The organism is Pseudomonas migulae (assembly GCF_024169315.1).
Classification (GTDB): domain Bacteria; phylum Pseudomonadota; class Gammaproteobacteria; order Pseudomonadales; family Pseudomonadaceae; genus Aquipseudomonas; species Aquipseudomonas migulae_B.
The window spans coordinates 3,618,003-3,635,177 of the sequence record NZ_JALJWR010000001.1 but is presented as its reverse complement, the minus strand read 5'-3'; the positions used below and the strand labels follow the sequence as shown (position 1 = coordinate 3,635,177).

Genomic DNA, 17,175 nt, shown 5'->3' with positions numbered 1-17,175 from the left:
GTACCCGTAAAAAAGCCGATGCCGGTATCTAAACCGGCATCGGACTGGAATCAGGCTCCCCGGATGAACCGCTGCTGACTTAGCCCTTGAACCCGAAAGTTCAAGGTGGAAGATGCAGTAGGCTTTAAGGCTTTCCGTCTAGCGGACATGCACACCAGCCCAACGTGCAGCCTCCAGGGTAGTGCGAATCGGCTCAGGGACGTGGTCAACTGGCAAGCACCCCAGGGAGTGTTGCGAGTATAACCCAAGCGGTTCGGCGAATCAGCCCTTGGTGACGTCCGGATCGGTGGCGAGCACCAGATCGACGCGATCCAGCAGGTCGCGAACCTGCTCGCGGGTCGAACCGCTGGCCTGCACATCCGGGCGTTCTTCTTTATGCAGAAGGTCGTGCGTGATGTTCAGCGCAGCCATCACCGCGATGCGATCGGCGCCAATGACTTTGCCGCTGCTGCGGATTTCACGCATCTTGCCGTCCAGGTAACGGGCAGCGCTCACCAGATTGCTGCGCTCTTCCTGGGGGCAGATGATCGAATATTCTTTGTCGAGGATCTGCACGGTAACGCTATTGCTTGAACTCATGAGTCTTGCTCCAGGGCCTTGAGGCGCGAAATCATCGATTCGACCTTACGCCGCGCGATTTCGTTTTTTTCAATGAGATGAGCGCGTTCCTCGCGCCAGGTCTTTTCCTGAGCTAATAGGAGTCCATTTTGACTCTTAAGTTGCTCGACTCGATTAATCAGCAGTTCGAGTCTGGCCATCAGCGCTTGCAGGTCGGTGTCTTCCATTGTCTTCACTGTCTGATGGGTGTCGGACCGTAGGAGCGAGCTTGCTCGCGATGAACCCGAGAACGCCGCGGGGTATCAGGTACCCAGCGTTATCGTTGGCGACCATCGCGAGCAAGCTCGCTCCTACAGAGGAGTCGATGTAGGATACAAGGCCTTCATTCTAGACATAGCGCCGTCTGGCGCCTAGCTGCCCATGCCCATTCAGAATTCTCCGTACCAAGCCTTCGCCACACTGCTGACTTCCAGCGGTCATAACGTCTCGCCTGCCGAACTGCATGGCTTGCTGCTCGGCCGCAGTTGCGCCGGTGCCGGCTTCGATGCCGAAGGTTGGCTGGTTGATGCCGCCGAGCTGCTCGAAGGCGAGCCGCAAGACAACGTTCGCAATGCCTTGATCGGCCTGCAAGAGATGGTCAAGGGCGAGCTCACCGGCGACGACGTGACCGTCGTTCTGCTGCTGCCGACCGATGACGAGCCGCTGGCTGACCGAGCCGCCGCACTGGGCCAATGGTGCCAGGGCTTCCTCAGCGGTTTCGGCCTGAACTGCCGTGACAGCAGCATGCTGAGCACCGAGGCCACCGAAGTGTTGCAGGATCTGGCGGCCATCGCCCAGGTGCAAGACGCGCTGGAAGAATCCGACGACGGCGAAAGCGACTACATGGAAGTGATGGAATACCTGCGTGTCGCGCCGCTGTTGCTGTTCTCCGAAACCAAAAAGCCGGACGCTCCCGCTGCCGCCAAACCGTCGTTGCATTAATCGCGAGCCAGGAAAAGCCATCTGCCCATGATTCATATCCCGAAATCGGAATACAGCCGTCGCCGCAAGGCCTTGATGGCGCAGATGGAACCCAACAGCATCGCCATTTTGCCCGCCGCCGCGGTTGCCATCCGCAATCGCGATGTCGAGCACGTTTACCGCCAGGACAGCGACTTCCAGTACCTCAGCGGTTTCCCCGAGCCGCAAGCCGTCATCGTGCTGATGCCCGGTCGTGAGCATGGCGAATACCTGCTGTTCTGCCGGGAGCGCAATGCCGAGCGAGAACTCTGGGACGGCCTGCGCGCCGGTCAGGAAGGCGCGATCCGCGACTTCGGTGCCGACGACGCTTTCCCCATTACCGACATCGACGACATCCTGCCGGGCCTGATCGAAGGCCGCGACCGGGTGTATTCGGCCATGGGCAGCAACCCGGAATTCGACCGACACCTGATGGACTGGATCAACGTGATCCGCTCCAAGGCGCACCTCGGCGCCCAGCCGCCGAACGAATTCGTTGCGCTGGATCATCTGCTTCACGACATGCGTCTGTATAAATCGGCGGCAGAAGTGAAGGTGATGCGCGAAGCCGCGCGGATTTCCGCCCAGGCGCATATCCGCGCGATGCAGGCCAGCCGGGCCGGGTTGCATGAGTTCAGTCTGGAAGCCGAGCTCGATTACGAGTTCCGCAAGGGCGGGGCGAAGATGCCGGCTTACGGCTCGATCGTCGCGGCGGGGCGCAACAGCTGCATCCTGCATTACCAGCAGAACGACGCGCTGCTCAAGGACGGTGATCTGGTGCTGATCGACGCCGGCTGTGAAATCGACTGCTACGCCAGCGACATCACCCGCACCTGGCCGGTCAACGGCAAGTATTCCGCGGAACAGAAGGCGATCTACGAGCTGGTGCTGGCTTCGCAAGAAGCGGCATTCGCCGAAATCGCCCCGAACAAACACTGGAACCAGGCGCACGAAGCCACGGTTAAAGTCATCACTGCCGGGCTGGTGAAACTGGGCCTGCTGCAAGGCGACGTCGACGAGCTGATCGCCAGCGAAGCCTATAAAGCGTTTTACATGCACCGCGCCGGCCACTGGCTGGGCATGGATGTGCATGACGTCGGCGAGTACAAGGTCGGCGGTGAATGGCGGGTGCTGGAAGTCGGCATGGCGCTGACCGTGGAACCGGGCATCTACATTGCTCCGGACAACCAGAACGTCGCGAAGAAATGGCGCGGCATTGGTGTGCGTATCGAGGACGACGTAGTGGTGACCAAAAACGGCTGTGAAATCCTGACCAGCGGCGTACCGAAAACGGTCGCCGAGATCGAGGCCTTGATGGCTGAAGCGCGGACAAAAGCGGCATGAGTCGAACCAATCTGGCAATCATCGGTGGCGGCCTGGTCGGCGCCAGCCTGGCATTGGCGCTGCAAGCCGGGGCCAAGGCACGCGGCTGGAAGATCGTGCTGATCGAACCGTTTGCCCCCGGCGACACGTACCAGCCGAGCTATGACGCCCGTTCTTCGGCGCTGTCTTACGGCGCCAAACAGATTTATCAACGGTTGGGCGTATGGCAGGAAATCTCCCGCCGCGCCGAGCCGATCAAGCAGATCCATGTGTCCGACCGCGGGCGCTTCTCCACGGCGCGCCTGTCGGCGATGGAAGAGGGCGTGCCGGCGCTGGGTTATGTGGTGGAAAATGCCTGGCTCGGCCAATGCCTGTGGCAAGGCCTGGACAAGGACGTGGTCACCTGGCGTTGCCCGGCGGAAGTCACGCGCATGGAGCCGCTGACCGACGGCTATCGCCTGACCCTCAATGATGAAACCACCGTGGAATGCGATCTCGCCGTGCTGGCGGATGGCGGCCGTTCCGGCCTGCGCGAGCAACTGGGGATCGGCATCAAGAAACGCCCGTACAACCAGAGTGCGCTGATCGCCAACATCACCCCGAGCGAAGCGCACAACGGCATGGCGTTCGAGCGTTTCACCGACGACGGCCCGATGGCGTTGTTGCCGCTGCCGGAAAACCGCTGCGCCCTGGTCTGGACCCGTCTGGGCATGGATGCGCAACGGTTGGCGGCCCTTGATGAGCGCAGTTTTCTCAGCGAATTGCAGGGTGTGTTCGGTTATCGCCTCGGCACCTTGAAACAGGTCGGCGCGCGGCATCTTTATCCGCTGACGTTGATCGAGGCCGAAGAACAGGTGCGCCCGCATCTGGCGATTCTCGGCAACGCCGCCCACAGCCTGCACCCGATTGCCGGCCAGGGTTTCAATCTTTCCCTGCGTGATGCGCAGGCGTTGGCAGATGCGCTGCTGGCGAGCGAGACAGCGCCCGGCGACTTTGCGACCTTGCAGGCTTACCGCGAGCGCCAGCGTCTGGATCAGAACCTGACCGTGGGGTTCTCCGATCAGGTCACGCGATTGTTCGGCAGCACCCAACCGCTGGTTTCCCTGGGGCGCAACCTTGGCCTGCTCGGCCTCGATCTGCTCCCGCCCGCCAAGCGCTGGTTCGCCCGACAGGCCATGGGCCTGGGTACGCGTCCCGATGCTTGAGGGGCTGACTGAAGCACACTGCCTGGCGCCATTGCAGGTCGATATTCATGACGGCACCGGCACCTTGGTGGTGCGGGTCCGGAAAACCCTTTACGAGCGGCTCAAGCCGCAAGCGAGACAGGCTTAAAGCATGGAAATGCGCGCAGATCTGCTGATTGTCGGGGCCGGAATGGTCGGCAGCGCCCTGGCGCTGGCGTTGCAGGACAGCGGGCTGGAAGTCCTGCTGCTGGACGGCAGCCCGATGACCGTCAAACCCTTTGACGGGCAGGCGCCGTTTGAGCCGCGAGTGAGTGCCCTGTCGGCGGCCAGTCAGCGGATTCTTGAACGCCTCGGTGTCTGGGATGGCATTGCCAGCCGGCGCAGCAGCCCTTACATCGACATGCACGTCTGGGACGGCAGCGGCACCGGGCAGATCCACTTCTCGGCCACCAGTGTTCACGCCGACGTGCTCGGACATATCGTCGAGAACCGTGTGGTTCAGGACGCCTTGCTCGACCGCTTGCACGACTGCGACCTGGGATTGCTGGCCAATGCGCGCCTGGAGCAGATGCGCCGCTCCGGCGACGACTGGCTGCTGACCCTGGCCGATGGCCGCACCTTGCGTGCGCCATTGGTGATCGCGGCGGACGGTGCCAACTCGGCGGTGCGACGCCTGACCGGTGTGGCCACGCGCGAGTGGGACTATCTGCACCACGCCATCGTCACCAGCGTGCGCAGTTCACAACCGCACCAAATGACGGCCTGGCAGCGGTTTACCGATCAGGGTCCATTGGCGTTTCTGCCGCTGGAGCGGGACGGTCAGCAGGATTGGTGCTCGATCGTCTGGTCGACCACGCCGAGTGAAGCCGAACGTTTGATGGCGCTGGATGACGAAAGCTTCTGTCGCGAGCTGGAGCGGGCCTTTGAGGGTCGTTTGGGTTCGGTGCTCAGCGCCGATCCGCGTCTTTGTGTGCCGCTGCGTCAGCGTCATGCGAAGCGCTACGTGGCAGAAGGCCTGGCACTGATCGGGGATGCGGCACACACCATTCACCCGTTGGCTGGGCAGGGCGTGAACCTTGGTTTCCTCGATGCCGCCGTGCTCGCCGAAGTGTTATTGCAGGCAGCTGAGCGTGGCGAGCGGCTGGCGGATGTGAAAGTGCTGAGCCGTTACGAGCGCCGGCGCATGCCGCACAACCTCGCGTTGATGGCGGCGATGGAAGGTTTCGAGCGGTTGTTCCAGGCCGATCCATTGCCGGTGCGCTGGTTGCGCAATGCCGGGTTGAAGATGGTGGATCAGATGCCTGAGGCCAAGGCGTTGTTTGTGCGTGAGGCGTTGGGGTTGATCGGGGATTTGCCGGCGCTGGCCAAGGCCTGACAGCTTTATTGAGGCTGATGGCCTCTTCGCGGGCAAGCCTCGCTCCTACAGGATTTACAGGTGCCTTGACCTGTAGGAGCGTGGCTGCCCGCGAAGGCGTCGGTACATCCACAACACATTCCAACCCGTGCAACATCTGGTAACTCCTCCGCAAACTGATCGATTGAGAACCTAAATGTGAGTCCTTATCATTTGGCCTCAATTTTCAAATCGAGATACCGCTCCCATGTTGGCACCGAAGCGTCTACTGACCGCACTCGCCCTGACCCTGATCGGCAGCACCGCTGCCCAGGCCGCTGACGAGGTGGTGGTTTACTCCTCGCGTATCGACGAGCTGATCAAGCCGGTCTTCGATGCGTACACCGCGAAAACCGGTGTGCAGGTGAAGTTCATCACCGACAAGGAAGCGCCGTTGATGCAGCGCATCAAGGCCGAGGGCGAGAACGCCACCGCCGACCTGCTGCTGACTGTCGATGCCGGCAACCTGTGGCAAGCGGAGCAGATGGGCATCCTGCAACCGTTCACCTCGAAAACCATCGACGCCAACATTCCGCTGCAGTACCGCGCGGCTTCTCATGCCTGGACCGGCCTGAGCCTGCGGGCGCGGACCATCGCTTACTCCACGGACCGGGTGAAGCCGGGCGAGTTGACCACCTACGAAGGTCTGGCCGACAAGAATTGGGAAGGCCGCCTGTGCCTGCGCACGGCGAAGAAGGTCTACAACCAGTCGCTGACGGCGACCATGATCGAAGTACATGGCGCCGACAAGACCGAGAAGATCCTCAAGGGCTGGGTCAACAACCTCTCCACCGACGTGTTCTCCGATGATGTCGCGGTGCTGGAAGCCATCAACGCCGGCCAATGCGACGTCGGCATCGTCAACACTTACTACTATGGCCGTCTGCACAAGCAGAAGCCCGATCTGGCGGTGAAGCTGTTCTGGCCGAATCAGAGCGATCGTGGCGTGCATGTGAACCTGTCGGGCATCGGCCTCACCAAGCACGCGCCGCACCCGGAAGCCGCCAAGGCCCTGGTGGAGTGGATGACCACGCCTGAGGCGCAGAAGATCTTTGCCGACGTGAACCAGGAATTCCCGGCCAACCCCGCGGTGTCGCCGTCCGCGGAAGTCGCCGCCTGGGGCAAGTTCGTTGCCGATACGTTGCCTGTTGAAGTCGCCGGCAAACGTCAGGCTGAAGCGATTCGCTTGATGGATCGGGCTGGCTGGAACTGAGTCCACTGTTACTGTAGTGAGGGGCTTACCTGTGGCGAGGGGGTTTATCGAAACGTCGCACCGCCCCGTTGGGCTGCGAAGCAGCCCTAATATCAGCTACTTCATTTTTTCAGCAAAAATGCGTCAGGCAAATTTACGACCGCTTCGCGCTCGAACGGGGGTAAACCCCCTCGCCACAGAGTAAAATCGCTGGCTTCCCGGCCAGTGGCCCGCATTGACTAGAGAACTTCCTTGGCCCACCCCGCCCAACGCCGCTGGTATCCCCTGGTCTTCGCCATCGCCGCGCTGGTCCTGCTACCCCTCAGCGTTTTGCTGCTCTCCTGGCAAACCATCGATCATCAAATCTGGTCGCACCTCTGGGACACGCAGATGCCGCGGCTACTGGGCAACACGCTGATCTTGGTACTCGGCGTGGGTGTCGGTGTCACGCTGCTGGGCGTCAGTCTCGCCTGGCTCACCAGCCTCTGCGAATTTCCCGGCCGGCGTTGGCTGGATTGGGCACTGATGCTGCCGTTCGCTATTCCCGCCTATGTGTTGGCTTTCGTTTTCGTCGGCCTGCTGGATTTCGCCGGCCCCGTGCAAACCCTGATGCGCGAATGGTTCGGCAGCGGCCTACGGTTACCGCGAGTGCGTTCCACGGGCGGTGTCATCCTCGTTCTGGTGCTGGTCTTTTATCCCTACGTTTACCTGTTGGCACGTACCGCCTTCCTGGCGCAGGGCAAAGGGCTGATGGAAGCGGCGCGAGTCCTGGGGCAGTCGCCGTGGCAGGCGTTCTGGCGAGTCGCCCTGCCGATGGCGCGCCCGGCCATTGGTGCCGGCGTGGCGTTGGCGCTGATGGAAACCCTGGCGGATTTCGGTGCCGTGTCGGTGTTCAATTTCGACACGTTCACAACCGCCATCTACAAAACCTGGTATGGCTTCTTCAGCCTTTCCACCGCCACCCAACTGGCCAGTCTGTTGCTGTTGGTGGTGATGGTCGTGCTGTACGGCGAACGCCGTGCCCGTGGTGCCAATCGGGCGAGCAATGAGCGGCCGCGGGTCAAGGCGTTGTACCACCTGCGCGGCTTCAAGGCGTTGGCGGCGATGAGTTGGTGCGGGCTGGTGTTTGCCTGCGCCTTCGTCATTCCGGTGCTGCAACTGGTGGTGTGGTTCTGGCAGCGCGGGCGTTTCGATCTGGATGAGCGGTACGCCGGGCTCATTGTTCATACGCTGTACCTGGGCGGCATGGCGGCGTTGATCACCGTCAGCGTTGCCCTGGTGCTGGCGTTTGCCCGGCGCCTGGCGCCGACCCGGGCGATTCGTTCCGGTGTCAGCCTGGCCAACCTCGGTTATGCATTGCCGGGTTCGGTACTGGCGGTGTCGATCATGCTGGCCTTCAGTTATCTGGATCGCGAGCTGGTGATTCCGATGTCAGGGTGGTTGGGCGGCGCCGGAAAACCGTTGCTGTTGGGCAGTCTGTCGGCGTTGTTGCTGGCCTATCTGGTGCGTTTCATCGCGGTGGCTTATGGACCGCTGGAAAGTAGTCTGGCGCGAATACGGCCATCTTTGCCCGAAGCGGCACGTAGCCTTGGAGTCAGTGGGCCACGACTGTTTTTCAAAGTGTATCTGCCGTTACTGCTGCCCGGCTCATTGAGTGCAGCGCTGCTGGTGTTCGTCGACGTGCTCAAGGAAATGCCCGCGACCCTGCTGATGCGCCCGTTTGGCTGGGACACGCTGGCCGTGCGCATCTTTGAAATGACCAGCGAAGGTGAGTGGGCGAGGGCGTCATTGCCGGCGTTGACGTTGGTTCTGGTGGGGTTATTACCGGTCATCGGATTGATTCGACGTTCGGCGCATCGAAACACCTAGGTGCCAGTCCTACACCTTGAGGCTACAATGCGCGGCATTCGGTGCGGTCCGTCCTACAGACCCGGTAGCTGAAATCGGCTGAAAGCCTTCTATTTCAAGGCTTTCACCCCGTGCAGCACCGGCCGCACCCTCGCCACGCCCGGAAGGAGAAACCCATGGGACAGCGTACGCCTCTGTATGACCTTCATCTCGCCCTCGGCGCGAAGATGGTCGATTTTGGCGGTTGGGATATGCCTTTGCATTACGGCTCGCAGGTCGAGGAACACCATCAGGTGCGCCGCGATTGCGGGGTTTTCGATGTATCCCACATGACCGTGATCGATGTCAGCGGCGCCCAGGCCAAGGCCTGGCTCCAGCATTTGCTGGCCAATGACGTCGAACGCCTGCACAGCCCCGGCCGTGCCTTGTACAGCACCATGCTCAATGAGCGCGGCGGTATCGTCGACGACATGATCGTCTACCGCCTCGACGATGGTTATCGCCTGGTGGTCAACGCTTCCACCCGCGATCAGGACATGGCGTGGATGCAGGCTCACCTTGCCGGCTTCGATGTGCAGCTCATCGAGCGCTCCGAGCTGGCGATGCTGGCCATACAAGGCCCTCATGCCCGACACAAAATCTCCGAACTGGTCACCCAGTCTCGCGGCAACCTGATCCAGCTACTCAAGCCGTTCGAAGGCCAGCCTGACGGTGACTGGTTCATCGCGCGCACCGGTTACACCGGTGAGGACGGTCTGGAAATCATTCTGCCGGCCGATCAGGCGCCGGGCTTCTTCAATGATCTGGTAGGCGCGGGCATTTCGCCGATCGGGCTCGGGGCGCGGGATACCTTGCGTGTCGAAGCCGGCATGAACCTCTACGGTCAGGACATTCATCAAGACGTCTCGCCGCTGGCCTCGAACATGGCCTGGAGCATTGCGTGGGAACCGGCCGCTCGTCAGTTCATCGGCCGCGCTGCCCTGGAAGCCGAACGCGCCGGCGGCGTACAGCACAAACTGGTAGGTCTGGTCCTTGAGGAACGCGGGGTTTTACGCGCTCATCAAGTGGTCCGCATCGCCAATGTTGGCGAAGGGGAGATCACCAGTGGTAGTTTCTCTCCTACGCTTAGCAAGTCGATTGCACTGGCGCGCGTGCCGATGGCGACTGCCGACCGCGCAGAAGTGGAAATCCGTGGCAAATGGTACCCGGTCCGAGTGGTCAAACCGACCTTCGTACGCCATGGCAAAACCTTGATCTAACCTTTTCTGGCGGGCAACGACCGCTGACAATTTTCTTGAGGACACAGAACATGAGCGATATCCCTGCCGACCTGCGTTTTGCCGAAAGTCATGAATGGGCCCGTCTGGAAGCTGATGGCACCGTTACCGTGGGCATTAGCGATCACGCTCAGGAAGCCTTGGGCGACGTGGTGTTTGTTGAGCTGACCGAAGTCGGAAAAGTCTTCGCCGCCGGTGATCAATCCGGTGTGGTGGAGTCGGTCAAAGCCGCTTCGGACATCTATTCCCCGATTGCCGGTGAAGTGATTGCGATCAACGAAGACCTGGGCGGTTCGCCTGAACTGCTCAACACCGACCCGTACGGTGCCTGGATCTTCAAACTGAAGCCAAGCAACACCGCTGACCTGGACAAGCTGCTCGATGCAGCAGGCTACAAGGCCGCCATCGGCGAGTAAGCCTTCAGCGTCACCCAAAGCCCCGACTAGTCGGGGCTTTTTATTGCCTGACGATAATCCTTGTAGGAGCGAGGCTTGCTCGCGAAGGCGGTGTGTCAGTCGATAGCTGATTGGCTGACGCACCGCCTTCGCGGGCAAGCCTCGCTCCTACAAAGGTTCGCTGTTGACGGTGGCTGCTATGCTGGTTTGACCGTGTTGCATCGACGCTGAGCGCCAGTCAAGAGAGAGCCCGTCATGTCCCAGTTGCCGTCCCTGAGCCAGTTACGCGACCCCAATGCCTTCCTTCGCCGCCACCTCGGGCCCGATGCCGCCGAGCAGCAGGCGATGCTCGACAGCCTCGGCGTCGGCAGCCGTGTCGAGCTGATCGAGCAGACAGTGCCGCCGGGAATTCGCCTGAATCGGGCGCTCGACCTGCCGCCCGCCCTCGACGAAGAAGCCGCACTGGCCAAGCTGCGCGGTTACGCCGAGCAGAACCAAGTCTGGACCAGCCTGATCGGCATGGGTTACCACGGCACGATCACGCCGGCCGTTATCCTGCGCAACGTGCTGGAAAATCCCGGTTGGTACACCGCTTACACGCCGTATCAACCAGAAATTGCCCAAGGCCGACTCGAAGCCTTGCTGAATTTCCAGCAACTGACCATCGACTTGACGGGCCTGGAGCTGGCCAATGCCTCGTTGCTGGATGAAGCCACGGCGGCGGCGGAAGCCATGGCCCTGGCCAAGCGTGTCGCCAAGTCCCGGAGCAATCTGTTTTTTGTGGATGAGCATTGTCATCCGCAGACCATTTCCGTGGTGCAGACCCGTGCCGAAGGTTTCGGTTTCGAGCTGGTCATCGACTCTGTGGATAACCTGAAACAGCACCAGGTGTTCGGCGCGCTGCTGCAATACCCCAATACCCATGGCGAGATTCGTGATCTGCGTCCGTTAATCGATCATCTGCACGCCCAGCAAGCCCTGGCCTGCGTCGCCACCGATCTGCTGAGCCTGTTGTTGCTGACGCCGCCGGGAGAGTTGGGTGCCGACGTGGTGTTCGGCTCGTCCCAGCGGTTTGGTGTGCCCATGGGTTACGGCGGGCCCCATGCGGCATTTTTTGCCAGTCGCGATGAATACAAACGGGCGATTCCCGGGCGGATTATCGGCGTCTCGAAAGACGCGCGCGGTAACACCGCTTTGCGCATGGCCCTGCAAACCCGCGAGCAACACATCCGCCGGGAGAAGGCCAATTCGAACATCTGCACCGCTCAGGTGCTGCTGGCCAACATCGCCAGTTTCTATGCGGTTTATCATGGGCCGGAAGGGCTCAAACGCATTGCCCAGCGGGTTCATCGACTGACGTGCATCCTCGCGGCGGGCCTTGAGCGCCACGGCATATCCCGCCTTAACCAACACTTTTTCGACACCCTGACGCTGGAGGTCGGCGGCACTCAGACGGCGATCCTCGAAAGCGCTCAGGCCGCGCAAATCAATTTGCGCATTCTGGGGCGCGGTCAGTTGGGGCTGAGCCTCGATGAAACGTCTGACGAATCCACCGTTGCCAGGCTATTCGATGTATTCCTCGGCGCCGATCATGGGCTCAACGTAGATGAACTGGACGCGGAAACCCCTCCTTCCGGCGTTCCCGACGGACTGCAACGATCCTCGCCATACCTGCGTCACCCGGTATTCAGTGCACATCACAGCGAAACCGAGATGCTGCGTTACCTCAAGCAACTCGAGAACAAGGACCTGGCCCTCAACCAGTCCATGATCCCGCTGGGCTCCTGCACCATGAAACTCAATGCCACCAGCGAGATGATCCCCATCACCTGGCCGCAGTTCGCCAACCTGCATCCGTTCGTGCCGAAAGAGCAGGCGGTCGGTTATGCCTTGATGATCGAAGAGCTGGAGCGCTGGCTCTGCGCGATCACCGGTTTCGATGCGATCTGCATGCAGCCCAATTCCGGCGCTCAAGGCGAATACGCCGGGTTGCTTGCGATCCGCAAATACCACGAGAGCCGTCATCAAGATGCGCGGGATATCTGTCTGATCCCGTCCTCGGCCCACGGCACCAACCCGGCCTCGGCGCAAATGGCCGGGATGCGCGTGGTCATCGTCGAGTGCGACGAGGCCGGCAACGTCGATCTGGAGGACCTGAAAGGCAAGGCTGCCGAGGCTGGCGACAAACTTGCCTGTTTGATGGCGACATACCCTTCGACCCATGGCGTGTACGAAGAAGGCATCAGCGAGATTTGTGAAGTTATCCACCACCATGGCGGCCAGGTGTACATGGATGGCGCCAACCTCAATGCGCAAGTCGGATTGGCGCGGCCGGCGGACATTGGTGCCGACGTCTCCCACATGAACCTGCACAAGACCTTCTGCATTCCCCACGGCGGTGGCGGGCCGGGCATGGGACCGATTGGCGTGCGGGCGCACCTGGCGCCGTTCGTGGCCAATCACCCGGTGGTGCCGATCGAAGGTCCGCTGCCGCAGAACGGCGCGGTCAGCGCAGCACCTTGGGGCAGCGCGAGCATTCTGCCGATCAGCTGGATGTACATCGCCATGATGGGCCCGCAACTGGCAGACGCCAGCGAGGTGGCGATCCTCGCGGCGAATTATCTGGCGCAGCATTTATCCGGTGCATTCCCGGTGCTCTACACCGGGCGCAACGAGCGGGTGGCTCACGAATGCATTCTCGACCTGCGGCCGCTCAAGGCACTGACCGGCATCAGCGAAGAGGACGTCGCCAAGCGCCTGATGGACTATGGCTTCCATGCGCCGACCATGTCGTTTCCGGTGCCTGGGACCTTGATGGTCGAGCCCACCGAAAGTGAATCAAAAGCCGAGCTCGACCGCTTTATCGGGGCGATGCTGAGCATTCGCGCGGAAATCACCGAAGTGCAGAACGGCAACTGGCCGGCGGAAGACAATCCGCTGAAACGCTCGCCGCACACACTGGCCGATATCACCGGCGTTTGGGAGCGGCCTTACAGTATTGAACAAGCGGTGACGCCGGACGCGCACACCAAGGCGCACAAGTATTGGCCGGTGGTGAACCGGGTGGATAACGTTTACGGGGATCGGAATCTGTTTTGCGCTTGCGTCCCGGTGGATGACTATCGCTGAAACACATGGCCCTGTAGGAGCGAGGCTTGCCCGCGAAAGCGGCTTAACATTCAACACTTTTGTGGACTGACCGACGCCTTCGCGGGCAAGCCTCGCTCCTACAAGGGGATTTGTGTCGGGCAAAAAAATGCCGCTCATGTTGAGCGGCATTTTTGTTCAGCCTTTAAAGCTTATTCCGAAGCGACGGCATTCTTCGCCAGGATCGCATTCGCCAGTTCCATGTCCGTGGCTTGCAGGCCAGGATTATCGGCGCGGACTTTCTGCATTGCCGCTTCCAGATACGGGCCGCGAATGCCGCCGTCACTGGCGACGAAGCTGCCGGCATCGTCCTGGGCGGCAATGATCAGCTTGTGATCCTTGAACGTCAGGTAGGTCGAACCGGTGGTCGCACCGGACGAGATGACGTTACGCCAAAAGCTGTCGGCCATTGCCGAACCGACTGGAAGGGACAACAGGGCGATGGTAGCGACAGCAAGTTTGAGACGCATAGGGGTGACTCCACTGGGTTATCTACGGGGTTGGATTGCCAAGTACCCAATCGAGTTCCATTGCCCGTCATTCAGCCGGTTCCACCAGCAAAATGGCCCCTTGCTGTCCGATCACCCGGACACGGCTACCGGTTACGGCATCCGGGCCACGGGCCATCCACACACCATCGGCCACTTTGATTTTTCCGCGGCCGTCGACAATCGATTCATGCACCACAAAGGTTTTGCCGATCAGTTCCTGACCCCGCAGGTTGAGGTTCGGCTCGTCACTCTGGCGCACTGCGCTGCGCTGGCGTCGCCACCAGTACAGGGCGGTGGCGATCGAGAGCAGGCCGAACAGCAGAAACTGCAGTTCCCAGGACATGTCCGGGGCGACAAACGTCAGCACGCCAACGGCGGCAGCCGCCATGCCGATCCACAGCAGATAGCCGCCAGCGCCAAACACTTCGAGAATCAGCAGCACCGTACCCAATGCCAGCCAGTCCCAGAACGATAAATGTTGCAGGAATGCCCACATAACGCGCCTCAGGCTTTCTTGTTATCGAACGTGGCCTTGACGATCTCGCCGATGCCGCCGACTGCGCCGATCATCGAACTGGCTTCCAGCGGCATCAGGATGACTTTGCTGTTGTTGGCCGAGGCCAATTTGCCCAGCGCATCGATGTACTTCTGCGCGACGAAATAGTTGACCGCCTGCACGTTGCCGCCGGCGATGGCTTCGGACACCACTTTGGTCGCCTGGGCTTCGGCTTCGGCCTGACGCTCACGGGCTTCGGCTTCGAGGAACGCGGCCTGACGTCCACCTTCGGCTTCAAGGATTTGCGCCTGTTTCTTGCCTTCGGCCGTCAGAATTGCGGCGGCACGCAGGCCTTCGGCTTCGAGAATTTGCGCACGCTTGATCCGCTCGGCTTTCATCTGGCCGGACATCGCCGCCATCAGGTCGGCGGGCGGGCTGATGTCCTTGATCTCGATCCGGGTGATCTTGATGCCCCACGGCGCCGTGGCTTCATCGACGGTGCGCAAAAGTTTCTCGTTGATCCCGTCACGCTGGCTGAGCATCGCGTCCAGTTCCATGGAGCCGAGCACGGTACGGATGTTGGTTTGCAGCAGGTTGCGGATGGCGTGTTCGAGGTTGTTCACCTCGTAGGCCGCCTGGGCGGTATTGACCACCTGGAAGAAGCACACGGCGTCGATCTGCACCGTGGCGTTGTCCGCGGTGATGACCTCTTGCGGCGGAATATCCAGCACGCTTTCCATGACGTTGATCTTGCGACCGATACGGTCCATCACTGGAATGATGATGTTCAAACCCGGTTTGAGGGTGTTGGTGTAACGGCCGAACCGTTCGACCGTCCATTGGTAACCCTGCGGCACCACCTTGAAGCCCATGAACAGAATGGCGACCACGAGGCCGACAAAAAGCAAAAGCACGCTACCGATCTGCATAACGATTCCCTGTTGATCATTGGAGTTGCGATCGCAGGAGTGTAACGGTGCGGCTCGGGGATAAGAACCGTTTGTCGGCCTTTGCATCATCAGGAGACATAAAAGGATTCATTTCTGCTCGCTCTGCGGCGTCACCCGCAGCACCTCCTCGATGGTCGTCAAACCCGCGGCGACTTTCTGCGCACCCGACAGCCGCAAACTGCGCATGCCTTCCTTGAACGCCTGGCGCCGGATCGCCGTTAGATCGGTGTCGGGGTTGATCAGCGCTTTGAGGCCGTCAGTCAGTTGCATGATTTCGTAGACCCCGGCGCGGCCGCGATAGCCGGTGTCGCGGCATTCCAGGCAACCGATGGCGCGCTGGGCATTGCCCGGCAGCGGTGCCTGCCAGGGTTTGGTCAGGGTTTGCCAGTCTTCTTCACCCAGTGTCAGCGGCGCCTTGCAGTGCGGGCACAACGTACGGACCAGACGTTGCGCCATGACGCCGAGCACCGTGGCCTTGATCAGGTAATGCGGCACGCCGAGTTCCAGCAGTCGACTGATGGCGCTGGGCGCGTCGTTGGTGTGCAGCGTCGAGAGCACCAGGTGACCGGTGAGCGCGGCCTGGATCGCCATTTCAGCGGTTTCGAGATCGCGGATCTCGCCGATCATGATGATGTCCGGGTCCTGCCGCATCAGTGCGCGCACGCCAGCGGCGAACGTGAGGTCGATGTTGTGCTGGACCTGCATCTGGTTGAAGGCCGGCTCGACCATCTCGATCGGGTCTTCGATGGTGCAGAGGTTGACCTCCGGCGTCGCGAGTTTCTTCAAGGTGGTATAGAGCGTGGTGGTCTTGCCCGAGCCGGTCGGACCGGTCACCAGGATGATGCCGTTGGGCTGGCCCGTCATGTCCTGCCAGCGGCGCAAATCATCGGCGGAGAAGCCCAGCTGATCGAAGTCCTTGAGCAGCACTTCCGGGTCGAAGATCCGCATCACCATTTTTTCGCCGAACGCCGTCGGCAACGTTGACAGCCGCAACTCGACTTCACCGCCGTCCGGCGTCTTGGTTTTCACCCGGCCGTCCTGGGGTTTGCGTTTTTCCGCGACGTTCATCCGGCCCAGGCTCTTCAGGCGACTGACGATGGCCATGGTCACCTGCGGCGGGAATTGATAGACGTTGTGCAGCACGCCGTCGATGCGAAAGCGCACCGTGCCTTGCTCGCGCCGGGGCTCGATGTGGATATCGCTGGCGCGTTGCTGGAAGGCGTACTGGAACAGCCAGTCGACGATGTTAACGATGTGTGCATCGTTGGCGTCCGGTTCCTGGTCGCTGGCGCCGAGGTTGAGCAGTTGCTCGAAGTTACCCAGGGTGCTGGTCTGTTGATCGTTGTTGGTCGCGCCACTGACCGATTTGGCCAGGCGGAAAAACTCCACGCTGAAACGCTGGATGTCCACCGGGTTGGCCACCACCCGTTTGATCGGCAGCTTCAGAACGTGGGTCAGGTCGGCTTCCCAGCCTTTGACGTAAGGCTGGGCACTGGCCACGGTCACGGCGTCGCGATCGATGGACACCGCGAGAATCTTGTGGCGTTGGGCGAAGGCATAGGACATCAGCGGCGTAATGGCCGCGACGTTGATTTTCAGCGGGTCGATGCGCAAGTAGGGCTGGCCGGCCTGCTGCGACAACCACAGGGTCAGGCTTTCCAGGTCAAGGTGTTTGCCGGGGCGACTGAGGTCGTCCAGCTGCTGGCTGGCGATGAACTCCAGCGGGTGCATCTGGCCATGGGCGGCGTGACGGCGGCGGGCGTTGAGCGCGTGCTCGGCCGAGTCCTGGCTGATAAAACCCTGGGCGACCAGTTCGCGCAGCAAATCATTGAGATCCAGCCAGCGGTCCTGAATGGCAAGTTGAACGGACATGCGGGCTCCTCGTGAACAACAGTTCGCAAAGGATAGTCGTGGACCCGCTG

The 17,175-nt window shown here is 61.1% G+C and carries 15 protein-coding genes, 1 other RNA gene and 1 pseudogene; 10 read left to right on the top strand and 7 right to left on the bottom strand.

Going from position 1 to position 17,175, the window contains the following annotated elements:
* Positions 1 to 52 precede the first annotated feature (52 nt).
* The 3 genes from ssrS to J2Y86_RS16660 all read right to left on the bottom strand — a co-directional run bounded on the left by ssrS (position 53) and on the right by J2Y86_RS16660 (position 785).
* Positions 53 to 231, bottom strand: a non-coding RNA gene (ssrS, locus tag J2Y86_RS16670) — 6S RNA.
* Between the two features lie 30 nt (positions 232 to 261).
* The gene (locus J2Y86_RS16665; RefSeq protein ID WP_007942435.1) at positions 262 to 579 is read right to left on the bottom strand and encodes a cell division protein ZapA; all 318 of its coding nucleotides are present in this window, start codon (positions 577 to 579) and stop codon (positions 262 to 264) included.
* The gene (locus J2Y86_RS16660) at positions 576 to 785 is read right to left on the bottom strand and encodes a TIGR02449 family protein (RefSeq protein WP_003213954.1); all 210 of its coding nucleotides are present in this window, start codon (positions 783 to 785) and stop codon (positions 576 to 578) included. Before J2Y86_RS16660 ends, J2Y86_RS16665 begins: the two co-directional genes overlap by 4 nt.
* Before the next feature lie 193 nt (positions 786 to 978).
* Here J2Y86_RS16660 and J2Y86_RS16655 point away from each other — a divergent pair, with 193 nt between their 5' ends.
* From J2Y86_RS16655 to gcvP, 10 genes and pseudogenes are all read left to right on the top strand, one after another.
* A complete protein-coding gene (locus J2Y86_RS16655) occupies positions 979 to 1,539 on the top strand; it encodes a YecA family protein (RefSeq protein WP_253433538.1) in 561 nt (186 codons plus the stop codon).
* A gap of 27 nt (positions 1,540 to 1,566) precedes the next feature.
* The gene (pepP, locus tag J2Y86_RS16650; protein WP_253433535.1) at positions 1,567 to 2,901 is read left to right on the top strand and encodes a Xaa-Pro aminopeptidase; all 1,335 of its coding nucleotides are present in this window, start codon (positions 1,567 to 1,569) and stop codon (positions 2,899 to 2,901) included.
* On the top strand, positions 2,898 to 4,085 hold the full coding sequence (gene ubiH, locus J2Y86_RS16645) for a 2-octaprenyl-6-methoxyphenyl hydroxylase (protein ID WP_253433531.1): 1,188 nt from the start codon (positions 2,898 to 2,900) through the stop codon (positions 4,083 to 4,085). Before pepP ends, ubiH begins: the two co-directional genes overlap by 4 nt.
* A 22-nt stretch (positions 4,086 to 4,107) precedes the next feature.
* Positions 4,108 to 4,212 (top strand): annotated as a pseudogene (locus tag J2Y86_RS16640) (tetrameric acyl-CoA thioesterase); the annotation flags it as partial.
* 9 nt (positions 4,213 to 4,221) lie between these two features.
* Positions 4,222 to 5,439: a 2-octaprenyl-3-methyl-6-methoxy-1,4-benzoquinol hydroxylase gene (locus J2Y86_RS16635; RefSeq protein WP_253440338.1), complete on the top strand. Its 1,218-nt coding sequence runs from the start codon at positions 4,222 to 4,224 to the stop codon at positions 5,437 to 5,439.
* A gap of 226 nt (positions 5,440 to 5,665) precedes the next feature.
* On the top strand, positions 5,666 to 6,670 hold the full coding sequence (locus J2Y86_RS16630; protein ID WP_253433528.1) for an extracellular solute-binding protein: 1,005 nt from the start codon (positions 5,666 to 5,668) through the stop codon (positions 6,668 to 6,670).
* 231 nt (positions 6,671 to 6,901) lie between these two features.
* A complete protein-coding gene (locus J2Y86_RS16625; RefSeq protein WP_253433524.1) occupies positions 6,902 to 8,518 on the top strand; it encodes an ABC transporter permease in 1,617 nt (538 codons plus the stop codon).
* Positions 8,519 to 8,673: 155 nt separating this feature from the next.
* Positions 8,674 to 9,756 (top strand): glycine cleavage system aminomethyltransferase GcvT, encoded by a 1,083-nt coding sequence (gene gcvT, locus J2Y86_RS16620; protein WP_253433520.1) that lies wholly within the window; start codon positions 8,674 to 8,676, stop codon positions 9,754 to 9,756.
* A 50-nt stretch (positions 9,757 to 9,806) separates the two neighbouring features.
* Entirely contained in the window at positions 9,807 to 10,190 is a 384-nt protein-coding gene (gene gcvH / locus J2Y86_RS16615; RefSeq protein WP_253433517.1) for a glycine cleavage system protein GcvH, read from the top strand.
* 234 nt (positions 10,191 to 10,424) lie between these two features.
* Entirely contained in the window at positions 10,425 to 13,298 is a 2,874-nt protein-coding gene (gcvP, locus tag J2Y86_RS16610; RefSeq protein ID WP_253433514.1) for an aminomethyl-transferring glycine dehydrogenase, read from the top strand.
* Positions 13,299 to 13,468: 170 nt separating this feature from the next.
* On the opposite strand, the gene J2Y86_RS16605 is transcribed toward gcvP, so the two are convergent.
* From J2Y86_RS16605 to J2Y86_RS16590, 4 genes are all read right to left on the bottom strand, one after another.
* Positions 13,469 to 13,786 carry a DUF2388 domain-containing protein gene (locus tag J2Y86_RS16605; RefSeq protein WP_134420813.1) on the bottom strand — a complete coding sequence of 106 codons (318 nt, stop codon included), beginning with the start codon at positions 13,784 to 13,786 and terminating at the stop codon, positions 13,469 to 13,471.
* Positions 13,787 to 13,853: 67 nt separating this feature from the next.
* A complete protein-coding gene (locus J2Y86_RS16600) occupies positions 13,854 to 14,303 on the bottom strand; it encodes an NfeD family protein (protein ID WP_253433511.1) in 450 nt (149 codons plus the stop codon).
* A gap of 8 nt (positions 14,304 to 14,311) precedes the next feature.
* Positions 14,312 to 15,232: an SPFH domain-containing protein gene (locus J2Y86_RS16595; protein WP_008150402.1), complete on the bottom strand. Its 921-nt coding sequence runs from the start codon at positions 15,230 to 15,232 to the stop codon at positions 14,312 to 14,314.
* A 108-nt stretch (positions 15,233 to 15,340) separates the two neighbouring features.
* Positions 15,341 to 17,125, bottom strand: coding sequence for a GspE/PulE family protein (locus tag J2Y86_RS16590; RefSeq protein ID WP_253433508.1), 1,785 nt, complete (start codon positions 17,123 to 17,125; stop codon positions 15,341 to 15,343).
* Between the last annotated feature and the right edge of the window lie 50 nt (positions 17,126 to 17,175).